The organism is Pseudoalteromonas caenipelagi, assembly GCF_013140855.1.
GTDB classification, from domain to species: domain Bacteria; phylum Pseudomonadota; class Gammaproteobacteria; order Enterobacterales; family Alteromonadaceae; genus Pseudoalteromonas; species Pseudoalteromonas caenipelagi.
This window is the reverse complement of the sequence record NZ_JABBPG010000001.1, coordinates 877,567-890,218: the sequence shown is the minus strand read 5'-3', so window position 1 is coordinate 890,218 and position 12,652 is coordinate 877,567. Positions and strand designations below refer to the sequence as shown.

Below are 12,652 nucleotides of genomic sequence, written 5' to 3'. Positions count from 1 at the left end.
GGCATAGTTATTGCAGTGTTTCATTGGGTAGTGTGGCCATGACAAGAATTTGGCAAAGCGGAGTAGAGCGGTGAGAGTAAGGTTAAGTATTTTTGGGGCAACAGTTTTGTTGGCGATGACTGGACAGTCATATGCTGCAATGCGCCAATATAGTGCTGATGCAGATACGTCCCATTGGGAGGTTGAAAAAAAAGCACGACTAGAATGTAGTCTAAACCATGAAGTTCCTTATTATGGCGAGGCTGTATTTAGCGTCACTGCGAGTAAAAATAAAGACCTTACTTTCAACCTTGATATGGTTGTACGTCCAGAAACCTACGCGTTTGCAGGTTTACAATCAGTGCCGCCAGTATGGCGAGCAGGGGTTCCTGCTCGTGATATAGGTCGCATGCAACTGTTGAAAAAATTTGATGGTGAGTTGGATAATCGCCTTTCTTGGGAAATGCTCAGCGAGCTTGAAAAAGGCTACTTTCCCACTTTTTATTATAAAGATTGGCAAAACAGCCAAGACAAAATAGCCGTTGCTTTGTCATCTGTAAATTTTCAACAGGCCTATTGGGCATTTTTACAATGTCGAGATAGCCTCCTGCCGTTTAGTTTCGAAGACATTTCTTTTACCGTGATGAATTATAAGAAGAACTCTAGTGAGCTAACCAAGTCATCGCGCAAACGCTTAGATATGATTGGCGAGTATTTGAATAACGATCCGAATATAGAGTCTATTTTTATTTCAGCTTATACAGATAGCCATGGTGGACGTTGGCCAAATATGGAACTGTCACGTAAACGGGCAAAAGCCATCAAAGACTATATGACCAGTAAGGGTGTTGAAGCAGACAGAATTATCACCGAAGGCTTTGGTGAAAAACGCCACATTGAGCCAAATAGTAATGCAATTGGCCGGCAAAGAAACCGTCGTGTGGTCATTCAAATATCAAGACCATAAATATCAAACAAATACGCCGCATGACATTGCGGCGTATTTGTTTATTACTGCTGTAAAAAATCAAATGTTATTGCGAATAAGATCACGCACAATAAAGCGATTAGGGTGAATGGCTTGATGAACTCGTTCACTATAAGGGCGCGGCTCATTGCATAAACTCGCCACTAGGTGTTCAGTGGCAAGAGGTGCGCTGCATAACCCTCTGGCACCAAACCCTGTTACTACATGTAGTCCTTCAAAAGGCTGTTGTAATTTTTCAAATCCATAATGTTTGCCTTTGCGAAGGTTTTTAAACGCACTTGTTAAGTCATTTAGCTCAGGCATTTGTCCTAACATGGGTAGGTGATCTGCAAAACAACAGCGTACTGCAGCTTTGGCACCAGTAATGTCTCCGAGGCTTTGAGCAAATTCTGTTTGCGCATAAAACTTATCAAGTTGCGCGCGATTGGTGATGTTATCTTGCTCGCTCACTTCTCTGCTCTTGCTATCTTTATCGAAGGTGGCCCCCATGCAGTGCTGGCCATTTAGTGCTGGTGTAAAGTAGCCCTTGTGGCATAGCACTGTTTTTAGCTCAGACGACACATCACCTGCTTGTATGTGAGAAACTTGGCCCCTGACCCCTTGTAGTCCAATGAATTGAGTTTGCTCGAATCGATCAGTGTGTTCACCTGCGCAGACAAACACCTCACTAAATGGGCCAAACACGTGTTGTTGGCAATGTAACAACCAACCGTTAGGTGACTTTTCAAGGCGTTCAATATCGGTATTAAAATGTGCTTGGCTATAGTTGTTGTGTTGTGCAGCGTTAAATACCGCCTGAGTCAGTTGTGCAGGGTTAACCCAGCCCGCCTGTTCAATAAATAAACCGCCGTAAGGGAGTGAGATACCTGCAACTTCGCTGGCTTGAGATGCATTTAGGGGCCGAATAAGCGCATCAGGCCATTGTCCTTTGTTGACTAAGTTTTGTTGTTGGGCACTTTTTGATGGATTTACGGCTTGTAGTAAAACACCGCACCATTGATGAGTAAACTCAAAGCCAAGTGAATGTATATGTTCATAAAAACGTTTGGCATACAAAAAGCTGTGCGCATAAAATTCACTTGATGGGGCATAGTTTGCTTGCAGATTTGGATAAACAGCCCCTTGACGATTGTGAGAGGCTCCTTTTGCTAACGAGTCATCTTGGCAAAATAATGTACTCTTAATCCCTCGTTTGCTCAGTTGAAAAGCTAAACAAGCTGAAGCAATGCCACCGCCGATGATAGCGACGTTTGTAAGTTTTGTCGTTGAAGTTTCGTAGTACGTTGGGGTGCTTGCATAGCCATCTGCTTGTGGTAGCTGACCTATGACCATTTCTCGTTTACGGCCGTAGCCTTTGACCTTTTGACACTCAAACCCAGCCTGCTGTAAGCCGCGTCGCACAAACCCTGCTGCGGTAAACGTGGCAAATGTTGCACCTGTGCGGCTTAAATTTGCCATAGCATCAAATAATGACTGTTGCCACATGTCTGGGTTTTTGCTTGGCGCAAACCCGTCCAAAAACCAAGCATCTACGATACCTTTAGATTGGCAGCTAATATTTGGAATAGAGTCATGTACATCGCCAAACCATAAATCTAGCGTGATATTACCGTTATCAAATTCTAAACGGTGACATCCAACCAATGAGATAGGGTATTGGTTACAAAGCTGTTTTGCGTATTGGGCCAAAGTAGGCCAAGCAGCAAGCGCAGTGGCCAAGTCGCTATGGTTAATAGGGTACTTTTCAAACGAAATAAAGTGTAGCCTTGGCAATGTATGTGCTTTTTTGAGCGCATCATACTGTAGCCATGTATTGAGAAAGTTGAGACCTGTGCCAAAACCTGTTTCGGCGATAACAAAGTGGTTTTGATCATGACTGAGTAAACGCTGTTCGATTTTGTTTTGAGTAAAAAACACATAATGTGACTCAGCAAGTCCATCATCATTGGAGAAATAAACGTCATCGAAGTTATCGGCTACAGGCGTGCCCATTTCATTAAAGTGAATTTGTGCGTTTTTAATCATATACAACAGCAATAAAACAAAAATATTTGCTATATTTTACGTGTTTTATTTGCCTAAGTCCGTTGTAATTTTTGCAAAATTAATTCAGAGTACGTGTGTACGCTGGAAAGCTGACCACTTCGTTGTCCATTTCAGCGTAGAATAACCGCAATTAAGTAAAGATTAAGGGAATTTACCCATGAGAAGAGCCGTAATTACGGGGATCGGTGTTGTTTCAAGCATCGGTAACAACAAGCAAGAAGTACTTGAGTCTTTAAAAGCTGGCAAAAGCGGTATTGTATTCAACCAAGAGTTTGCTGACTATAACTTACGTAGTCATGTTTCGGGCAACCTTGATATTGATGTAAAACAATTTGTTGATCGCAAAGCGCATCGCTTTATGGGTGATGCAGCTGCATTTTCTTACATTTCAATGGCCCAGGCGATTGAAGATTCTGGTTTAACACAAGAGCAAGTTTCCAACGAGCGTACAGGTTTAATTGTTGGCTCAGGTGGTGGTTCGTCAAAATACCAAGTTGAAGCCGCTGATATCTTACGTGAAAAAGGTGTAAAGCGTGTTGGTCCGTATATGGTGCCACGTACAATGGCAAGTACAACCTCTGCGTGTTTAGCAACGCCTTTTAAGATCAAAGGCGTAAACTATTCGATTAGTTCTGCATGTGCAACGTCAGCACATTGTATTGGCAACGCTGTTGAGCAAATTCAACTAGGCAAACAAGATGTTATTTTTGCCGGTGGTGGTGAAGAGTTGCATTGGACTTTGGCACTGGAATTTGACGCAATGGGTGCGTTATCAACTAAGTATAACGATACGCCAGAAAAAGCCTCTCGTACTTATGATGCAAATCGCGATGGGTTTGTTATCTCAGGCGGTGGCGGTATTGTTGTCGTTGAAGAACTAGAGCACGCTTTAGCGCGTGGTGCACACATTTATGCCGAAATTGTAGGCTATGGTGCTACATCTGATGGTTACGACATGGTTGCTCCGTCAGGTGAGGGTGCAGTACGCTGTATGAAACAAGCGCTACAAGGCGTTGAAGGTTCGGTTGATTACCTAAATACCCATGGTACGTCAACGCCAGTAGGTGATGTGAAAGAGCTTGGTGCCATCCAAGAACTATTTGGTGATAACTCACCGGCAATTAGTGCAACTAAAGCAATGACAGGTCACGCGTTGGGTGCTGCTGGTGTGCATGAAGCGATTTTCTCTTTACTCATGCTTGAGAACAACTTTGTTGCGCCATCCATCAATATAGATGAATTGGATGAACAGGCACAAGGGCTTGATATTGTGACCGAGCGTCGTGACGTTGAGCTGAATACCGTAATGTCTAACAGCTTCGGTTTTGGTGGTACGAACGCCTCATTGGTTATGCAAAAATATAAAGGTTAAGGCTTTTAGCTTTGCCATTGAGCCCCGTATTGATGCGGGGCTTTTTAATGCCTGAAAATCAACCGAGGGTAATAAGACGGTATTAAAAAAGCCTCATTGGAGGCTTTTTGGTTTATCTTGCTTTGTGTTTCATTAAACGTTCTTTTTCACGAGACCAGTCTTTTTCTTTGGTATCAGCACGTTTGTCATGCATTTTTTTACCTTTAGCCAAGTGAAACTCTAATTTAACCCAGCATTTTTTCCAGTACATTGCAGTTGCAATAAGTGAATAGCCTTCACGCTCAGTAGCGCCCACAAGGCGGTCAATTTCACGTTTGTTAAGTAACAGTTTTCGATAACGCATAGGATCGCAAATAACATGCGTAGAGGCGCTATTCAAAGGTTGTATTTGGCTACCTAATAGAAAAGCTTCACCGTCTTTTAGATGAATATAAGTATCAGAGATATTTACTTTACCTGCTCGGATACTTTTAACTTCCCAGCCTTGCAGTTCAATACCCGCTTCGAATTTATCGTTTAAAAAATACTCATGACGCGCTTTTTTGTTAAGTGCGATAGTATTGCTTGTTGATTTTGATGATTTTTTCTTTGCCATAATGGCCTAGTTTACCTAGAAAAGAGATTAGAAAACAGCGCTTTTTTAATTTTGCGCTTTATTTTCGCTTAGCGCGGTACAGCATACAAGATAAATCTTAAAAAGCTTGCTAAAATCGGCGCAAATGAATTGGAGTAACTATGCCACAAATAGAAAAAAGCGCATTGGTGATGTATAGCACCCAAGAAATGTTTGAATTAGTAAATGATGTAGATGCTTATCCAGCCTTTTTGCCTCATTGTTCAGATGCCAAAATTATCCAAGCAAGTGAAGAGGGAATGACTGCAAGCTTGGAAATTTCCAAAGCAGGCCTAAAAAAGTGGTTTACCACTAAAAACAGCTTTGACGGCACAACGGTTCATATGCAATTAGTTGACGGCCCCTTTAAATCTTTAACAGGACACTGGTTGTTTACTGAATTAGATGACCAAGCCTGTAAAGTGAGCTTAAAATTAGAATTCGAATTTGCGAGCAAACTTATCGAAATGGCGTTTGGCAAAGTGTTTAACGAAGTGGCAAAAAGCATGGTTTCAGCCTTTACGCAAAGGGCTAAAGTCGTTTACGGAGCCAGATAATGATAAAAGTTGAAGTTGTTTATGCGTTGCCTCATAAGGCAACGTGTTTGGAATTAGATGTTGCCGAGGGCACCTCTGCCGAACAAGTCGTGATGCAATCGGGCATTTTAGACAAATGTCCAGATATTGATGCGACCAAACTCACGCTTGGTATTTGGAATCGCACGGTTAAAAATAATCAGGTGGTTAAAGAGGGGGATAGGATAGAAATATACCGACCCTTGATAGCGGATCCAAAAGATGCAAGGCGAAAACGAGCCGAAAAAGCCAAAGAAGAAGGGCGCGCCAATAAGGTCACAGGCGGTAGACCGCTGAGCTAAGTGATAGTTAATAAATTAGAGATTAAAAAAAGGGCGATACCGCCCTTTTTTATCATGGTTTACTATTGATCGAGTGGGATATTGAATGATTCAGGTTGATCAAAGTCGCCACTGATTTTTTTCAATTTATCACCATCGAAATGGACTGTAAGAGATTTACGTTGTTCCGATTCGCGATCAATATTAAATACATATGCATAGTGCCATTGCTGGTCATTAAAAGCGTCTTTAGCGATAGGAGTTCCAAGCACGAACAGAACTTGTTCGCGGGTCATATCGACACGTAGTTTATCTACATCTGACTGCTCTAAAAAGTTACCTTGTGGCACATTGATGCGATACACCCAGCTTGAACAGCCAGAAAGCATCGCAGTAATTAAAACAGCACTGAGCCATACGCAAAGGGATTTATTAGACAGCATGTATTTGTGTATCCTTGTTTTATGTTATTTGCATGATACCGATTAAGAGCAGAAGGTAAAGCTTCTTGTCGAACTTCGACCATGCATGAGGAAAAAAGTTTCTATTGATGAGAATTTTCAAATGACTGAGCAGCTGATAAGTCAAAGTAGTTGGTATATATATATCGTAGAAACCCGAATGGGACATTGGTATACGGGGATCTCAACGGATGTAGAGGCGCGTTTTGCTGCACATGAAGCGGGTAGGGGAGCAAAAAACCTTAAAGGAAAAGGGCCTTTGCGCCTCGTTTTTAGTTATCAGGTTGGCAGTAAAAGCCAAGCAAGCAAACTTGAGTGGCAAATTAAGCGCTTAACTAAGGCACAGAAAATTCAGCTGGTGCAATCTGAAGGGCAGCTCAGCAGTGCCACCATAAAGTCGTTGATGAACTTAACGACCTGTTGATATTTATCAAAGTCTATACTGTCAAGTGTGTCGTTGGTACTGTGATGGTTTTTGTCTTCACCCATGCCAAAGTATAAATAGGGGATCCCAGCTCGATAGAAAGCGTAGTGATCGCTCGCTCTTAACCAATCGGTGCGTCCATCCCCAATGAGTCTTTTCATTCTATTGGGGCTGACGAGCTTGATGTTTAACGGATGTGTTTGAAGTGTTGTGATAGTTTGTGAATAGTGTTTAGCATTTGCAGACTGCATGACATACAAGGTGTTGTTTTGGCCTGGTGCGAGCATATCTAAATTAATATTTAATACGTATTGGTGGGCATCGTCGATGTGCTCTACATAATGCTTAGCACCATATAGCCCCTTTTCTTCTGCGTCCGTTGCTAAAAAGGTAACGTGATTGCGACGCGTGATATTTCTAAGCTGCTGCGCAAGTGAAAGTAAGGCTACCGTTCCTGATGCATTATCATTTGCACCAGCGTAGAGTCGTGAGCCGCTTGCCCCTAAGTGGTCATAATGCGCTGATATAACTATGGTTCTTCCGCAGTGCAGTGTATTGCATGGCAGTTGCGCAACAACATTATGCCCATAGGCGGTGGAAAATATTCCATCCCTAAAGCTAAATGTTTGATATTTGGTTGCTAGCCCAAGCGTTTTAAAGCGCTCAAAAATAAATTGAGCGCTCATATTTGGCTGCTGTGAACCGGCTTCTCTTCCGCCATAGGCGTCGCTCGTTAATACCCGTAAGTCATTATACAGTTGCTGAGATTGAACCTGGCATGACAAACATACTAAGAGCCAAAAGCTAGTTTTTAGCCACCGCTTGCAACCATTGTAGCTTGCCTTGATATCGGGCGCGGTCGTGTGCAAAGTCGGAATATTCATACGCTTTAGACAAATAGAGCTTAGTGAGTTCAATTTCACCCCTTAAAAAGTACACTTTCGCCATACCAAAATAGCTATCATGTAATCGACTATCAAGCTTTTTAGCTTGGCGGAAATAGGCCAAAGCATCTGACAGCTTGTTTGCTGCAATGGCTTCGTTACCTTTGACAATTTGGTAGTAAGGGTTATTTTTACGCTTTTCATCTAATCGCGCTAAGATTTGATCGCCGGCTGCGTCTCTATCCGTTAATTTAAACAGAAGCGCTAGGTTACCTAATACATTACTGTTCTCTGGGTTGAGTGCTAATGCTTGTTGGTATACTTGCTCTGCCTGATATTCAAAGCCCGTGACTCGAAAAACGATACCTAGGTTGCCCCAAGCTCCTGAATAATTGGGATCTGCATTTATAGCTGCTTTAAAATAACTGTATGCCATATTAAAGTCTTTATCTATCAGTGCCATTGCACCTTTATTACTATAGAACATAGATAAAATTCGTTGTTTAGAGATGTTTGAAACAGGGAATTTTTGTTCTCGACTATTGGGATCAAAGTCAATCGTAATAGACTTTGGCTTGCTGTATAAAACGTGTGCAGCGCCTAAGCTTCGGTTTGTTTCAGAGACAACGAGGTTAACGTGCCCAGTTAACAAACTATAGCCTTGCGTTTGGTCCCAGTATTCAGGAATGTGAACACGTTGAAACTGCGCATCAAACCCTAAAAACTCAGATAAGCTATAGGCTAGAATTGACAACGATAAACAGTTTGCGTTGAGGTTATCAAATGCCTCTGAGGCCGTAAGATTGGCATTTGATTGATAAGCTAAGGAGGCTTCTCCGTTATCGACCAAAAATTGCATAAGCGCTTGTGCTTGCGACAAGTGTGGGGGACCATCATTGAAATAACTGGTTAGTTTAGACGTGATTTTACTGTCAAGACGAAAGACGTCATTAAGCGTTTCAACTTTTTGCTCTTCAAAAAACGCGTTATTCGCTAAGCTTTGATTAACTTTTATGTCGTTTTGGGTGCTATTACATCCAGTTAAAAAAAAGGTATTAACGAGTAAAATACCGCAAAGTGTATGTTTTATATTTAGCATACCATTACCCCATATACAGCAAACTCTACTGAGTTTAGACTAATTTTTGTTCTTATTGTTCGACTTTAGCGTTACAAATTATTTCTAGCGCTTACCTACAAGACCAAACATAAGCGGAATAAATTTCACGTTACAGGGATAAAAGTAGGGGGGGAGAGAGGCGGCGCTAATGGCCGCCAAAAGGAATGTTATTGTTCTTCAAAGCTTGCTACAAGCGTATCCAGAGACTTGGCCGAGTCTGCCAAGGCCTGAATCGCTTTTTCAGTATCTAACTGTGCATTCATTACTTCATCGCTAATGGTACTAATGTGCTCAATGCTTCTACCCACATCTGCGACAACGTTACTTTGTTGCTCAGTCGCCGCAGCAATCAAGGTCGTCATATCATTTATTTGATTTGCCGTTTCTGTCACATCGCTCATCAGCTCTACAGAGGTTTGCATGCTATCAACGCAATGTTCAGCCTGTTGTTTTGACTGATTGATTTGGTTAACGATGGCATCGGATGATTGTGTCAGCTCAGTGATCGTAGCTTGTATTTCATCGGTTGATTTAGACGTTCTGCTGGCAAGTGCGCGCACTTCGTCAGCTACCACGGCAAACCCTCTACCATGTTCACCGGCGCGTGCGGACTCTATAGCAGCATTGAGAGCCAGCAAGTTGGTTTGTTCCGAAATACCGCGGATCACATCAACAATGTTGGCAATTGATTGGGTCTTCTGTGCCAGTGTTTCCACTTCATGCGCCATCGCGTCAATATCATTAGCCAAAGTTTGCAGCGTGTTTTGGCTTTCTTGGACTCGGTGGTGGCTTTGCTCAGAAGACGCTTTACTTTGCTCTGTCAGCTTCGCTGAGTTATTGGCACTTCCTGCGATTTCTTGCACGGTGGCACCCATTTCGTTGATGGCTGCGGCAACGGTTATAGTCTGTGATTTTTGGTCATCTAGTGCTTTGGAGTTTTTATGGCTTTGTTCAAACACCTGTTCACTGGCATTACGAATGTCATGGCTCTCATTAGCAACCATTTTAATTGCAGACTCAATCTTGGAGATAAACTCATTAAAGCCATCAGCCAGCGCTTGTAGTTCAGGCTGATTCGAGTTTGGTACACGATAGTGAAGTTTTGCATCACCACTGCCTAGTCGAGCAAACAACAACGCCATGTTTGATAAAGGGGCGCTGAGGTTTTTAGCCATAATTAGACTGGCGAAACTGGCTATCAATGCGGTGAGCAAAGCAAATAATATAATTTGCCATTGCAAGGCGTTTATTTCGTCAAAAACTTCACCTGCGGGCACTTGCGCAATGACATATAAATCAGTTTGATCGATAGCGCTGGCCGCGACTATGGTACTGTTGCCATTAAGTTTTATGGTATCAACCGAAAAGTTGCTACCATTTAGCAAAGCGCCACTGGTGTTGCCGCCATAAAAGTCACTTAGGTTTGATTTGGCAACTTTCGACGCGTCTGGGTGAAGCTGGACTTGACCTTGCGAGTTAACAACGTAAACGAACCCTGTTTTTTCTATTCGCATATTACTTAGCATACGTTGCATATCGTCAATGCTTTTTGCAAGGCCTGCTAAACCAATTCCATTCGTTTGTTGGTGGTTAACGAACATTTTTACATCGCCTGGGGCTTCTTGGTAGATGCTAATAGAATATTCATTACCACTTTGAGTGAAACCAAAAAACCAGTCATCTTGTTGTTGGTTTAATACTCGTAGAAAACCATCTTGGTTCCAGTATTGTGCACTTTTACGGTTGGCCCAAGAGGCTGTTACCAAATCATATTGATTAGCGATGCGTTTAAGCTCATCGACTAATACTGACTCATCTAACTGGCCTTGCTCAGCCATATTGAGAATAAACTGGTTACTAGATAACTGCTGTGCTGCACTTTTTAGTTGCAGTATTTGTTGCGCAATAGACTTATTTATACTCTCTACTTTGCTAGGGAGTTCCGACTCTAACATCCTTTTTTCAGTCATGGCTTTAGCGCTATAAATCGCTCTTGCACCAATAACGCTAGCAACAATAATTGCGATTAAGCTACCAAGCAGGGTGATCCTTTGGGTAATAGATAGGTTATACATCCGCATTTAATTACACTTTTTACCAAACCGAATTAATTATTCTAGCATATTACATAATTTGGTCATATTGTTTCTATAGTTCGATAAACGTAGGTGAAATTGTTAATTAACTTTTTATTATAATTACCTTTCAATTGGTTATATCACTCTAATAATAATCGTAGTGAGTATAATGTGGTGTATATTAGACATAGAAAAAGCCCATTGCATGAGCAAATGGGCTTTGGTTTCTAACAAGCGAACTGATAAAGCAAGCCAGGCGTCGAGCTGACCCTGCCGTGCGCTTGCCTAGGGAGAAGGCTTAAACAATCTTTTTCATTGCCGACATGTAACCGCGCAGCGTTTCACCAATTTTTTCAACTGGGTGATTGCGAATTGCGTGGTTCGCGGTGATCAGGGCCTGGTTGTCAACATAGTTGTCAGTGCTGTCTAACCCTTTACCAATCACATCCGTGCTAACTTTACTCATAAATGGTTTTAGTAGTGGCAAACATGCGTGGTTATAAAGGTAACAGCCATACTCAGCGGTATCAGAAATTGTTCTATTCATCTCAAATAGCTTTTTACGTGCAATGGTGTTTGCTATCAATGGTGTTTCGTGCAGCGACTCGTAGTAAGCTGATTCGTCAATGATGCCAGCGGCAGTCATAGTCTCAAATGCCAACTCTACGCCTGCTTTTACCATTGCAACCATTAAAATACCTTTATCAAAGAAGGTTTGCTCAGAGATTTCTTCACTGGTATTTTGTTGCTGCTCAAATGCCGTTTTAGCGGTGTCGGCGCGCCATGAAAGAAGTTTGGCGTCGTCTTCGGCCCAATCTGCCATCATACCTTTTGAGAATTCGCCGCTGATGATGTCGTCCATATGTTTGTTGTACAAAGGACGCATAATTTGCTTTAGCTCTTCACTTAACTCGAATGCTTTCAATTTAGCTGGGTTTGAAAGGCGGTCCATCATATTTGTGATACCACCGTGCTTTAACGCTTCGGTGATCACTTCCCAACCATATTGAATTAGCTTAGAGGCATAACCCGGCTCAATCCCTTGTTCTACCATTTTATCAAAGCAAAGCAATGACCCTGTTTGTAGCATGCCGCATAAAATAGTTTGCTCACCCATTAAGTCAGATTTTACTTCGGCAATAAATGAAGAATGTAATACGCCAGCTTTATGACCACCAGTACCCGCTGCATAGGCTTTAGCTTGAGCTAAGCCTTTACCTTGTGGGTCATTTTCAGGGTGTACAGCAATCAAAGTTGGTACGCCAAAGCCACGCTTGTATTCTTCACGTACTTCAGTACCAGGGCATTTTGGTGCAACCATGATCACGGTAATGTCTTCACGCACTTTCATGCCTTCTTCAACAATATTAAAGCCATGTGAATAGGCCAGTGTCGAACCTTGTTTCATCAGTGGCATAACGGCTGTAACAACTGCTGTATGTTGCTTATCTGGCGTTAGGTTTAGTACTAAATCGGCACTTGGAATAAGCTGCTCGTAAGTACCGACTGTAAAACCATTTTCAGATGCATTTAAGTACGACTGGCGCTTTTCATTGATTGCAGACTCACGTAGTGCATAGCTCACATCTAAGCCTGAGTCACGTAGATTTAAGCCTTGGTTTAAACCTTGTGCACCACAGCCTACAATAACAAGCTTTTTGCCTTCTAATACTTTTACTCCATCATCAAATTCCCTTGGGTCCATAAATTCGCATTGTGCTAACTGTGCTAGCTGCTCTCTCAAGGGTAATGTATTAAAATAATTCGCCATGTCAGTACCTTTTATTAATTAGTTCACGTTTGTTAGAAATGTTGATGAGTTGAGCATAAG

12 protein-coding genes are annotated in these 12,652 nt (G+C 42.1%); 5 read left to right on the top strand and 7 right to left on the bottom strand.

The genetic code is table 11. The features are described 5' to 3' along the window. Positions 1-115: 115 nt before the first annotated feature. Positions 116-946, top strand: a complete 831-nt coding sequence (locus HG263_RS03885; RefSeq protein ID WP_171624910.1) for a flagellar protein MotY — start codon at positions 116-118, stop codon at positions 944-946. A 60-nt stretch (positions 947-1,006) separates the two neighbouring features. On the opposite strand, the gene mnmC is transcribed toward HG263_RS03885, so the two are convergent. Continuing rightward, a complete protein-coding gene (mnmC, locus tag HG263_RS03880) occupies positions 1,007-2,992 on the bottom strand; it encodes a bifunctional tRNA (5-methylaminomethyl-2-thiouridine)(34)-methyltransferase MnmC2/FAD-dependent 5-carboxymethylaminomethyl-2-thiouridine(34) oxidoreductase MnmC1 (RefSeq protein ID WP_171624737.1) in 1,986 nt (661 codons plus the stop codon). Positions 2,993-3,170: 178 nt separating this feature from the next. Here mnmC and fabB point away from each other — a divergent pair, with 178 nt between their 5' ends. Next, complete coding sequence (gene fabB, locus HG263_RS03875; RefSeq protein ID WP_171624736.1) at positions 3,171-4,385, top strand: beta-ketoacyl-ACP synthase I; 1,215 nt, start codon at positions 3,171-3,173, stop codon at positions 4,383-4,385. Between the two features lie 112 nt (positions 4,386-4,497). Here fabB and smpB read toward each other — a convergent pair whose 3' ends face one another. Further along, positions 4,498-4,980 (bottom strand): SsrA-binding protein SmpB, encoded by a 483-nt coding sequence (smpB, locus tag HG263_RS03870; protein ID WP_070984725.1) that lies wholly within the window; start codon positions 4,978-4,980, stop codon positions 4,498-4,500. Positions 4,981-5,120: 140 nt separating this feature from the next. Here smpB and HG263_RS03865 point away from each other — a divergent pair, with 140 nt between their 5' ends. After that, entirely contained in the window at positions 5,121-5,555 is a 435-nt protein-coding gene (locus tag HG263_RS03865) for a type II toxin-antitoxin system RatA family toxin (RefSeq protein ID WP_171624735.1), read from the top strand. Beyond that, positions 5,555-5,875: an RnfH family protein gene (locus tag HG263_RS03860; protein WP_171624734.1), complete on the top strand. Its 321-nt coding sequence runs from the start codon at positions 5,555-5,557 to the stop codon at positions 5,873-5,875. Before HG263_RS03865 ends, HG263_RS03860 begins: the two co-directional genes overlap by 1 nt. 62 nt (positions 5,876-5,937) lie before the next feature. Here the strand turns inward: HG263_RS03860 and HG263_RS03855 are convergent, their stop codons facing one another. After that, positions 5,938-6,297 (bottom strand): outer membrane protein assembly factor BamE, encoded by a 360-nt coding sequence (locus HG263_RS03855; protein WP_171624733.1) that lies wholly within the window; start codon positions 6,295-6,297, stop codon positions 5,938-5,940. Between the two features lie 121 nt (positions 6,298-6,418). Here HG263_RS03855 and HG263_RS03850 point away from each other — a divergent pair, with 121 nt between their 5' ends. Then, entirely contained in the window at positions 6,419-6,739 is a 321-nt protein-coding gene (locus HG263_RS03850; RefSeq protein ID WP_171624732.1) for a GIY-YIG nuclease family protein, read from the top strand. Here HG263_RS03850 and HG263_RS03845 read toward each other — a convergent pair. The 4 genes from HG263_RS03845 to ilvC form a co-directional block, all read right to left on the bottom strand. Continuing rightward, positions 6,667-7,425, bottom strand: a complete 759-nt coding sequence (locus HG263_RS03845; protein ID WP_246239858.1) for a M20/M25/M40 family metallo-hydrolase — start codon at positions 7,423-7,425, stop codon at positions 6,667-6,669. The two genes, HG263_RS03850 and HG263_RS03845, sit on opposite strands and share 73 nt — an antisense overlap. A gap of 118 nt (positions 7,426-7,543) precedes the next feature. Next, a complete protein-coding gene (locus HG263_RS03840; protein ID WP_171624730.1) occupies positions 7,544-8,722 on the bottom strand; it encodes a tetratricopeptide repeat protein in 1,179 nt (392 codons plus the stop codon). A 188-nt stretch (positions 8,723-8,910) separates the two neighbouring features. Continuing rightward, a complete protein-coding gene (locus tag HG263_RS03835; RefSeq protein ID WP_171624729.1) occupies positions 8,911-10,824 on the bottom strand; it encodes a methyl-accepting chemotaxis protein in 1,914 nt (637 codons plus the stop codon). 295 nt (positions 10,825-11,119) lie between these two features. Next, positions 11,120-12,592 carry a ketol-acid reductoisomerase gene (gene ilvC / locus HG263_RS03830; protein ID WP_171624728.1) on the bottom strand — a complete coding sequence of 491 codons (1,473 nt, stop codon included), beginning with the start codon at positions 12,590-12,592 and terminating at the stop codon, positions 11,120-11,122. Positions 12,593-12,652: the final 60 nt, after the last annotated feature.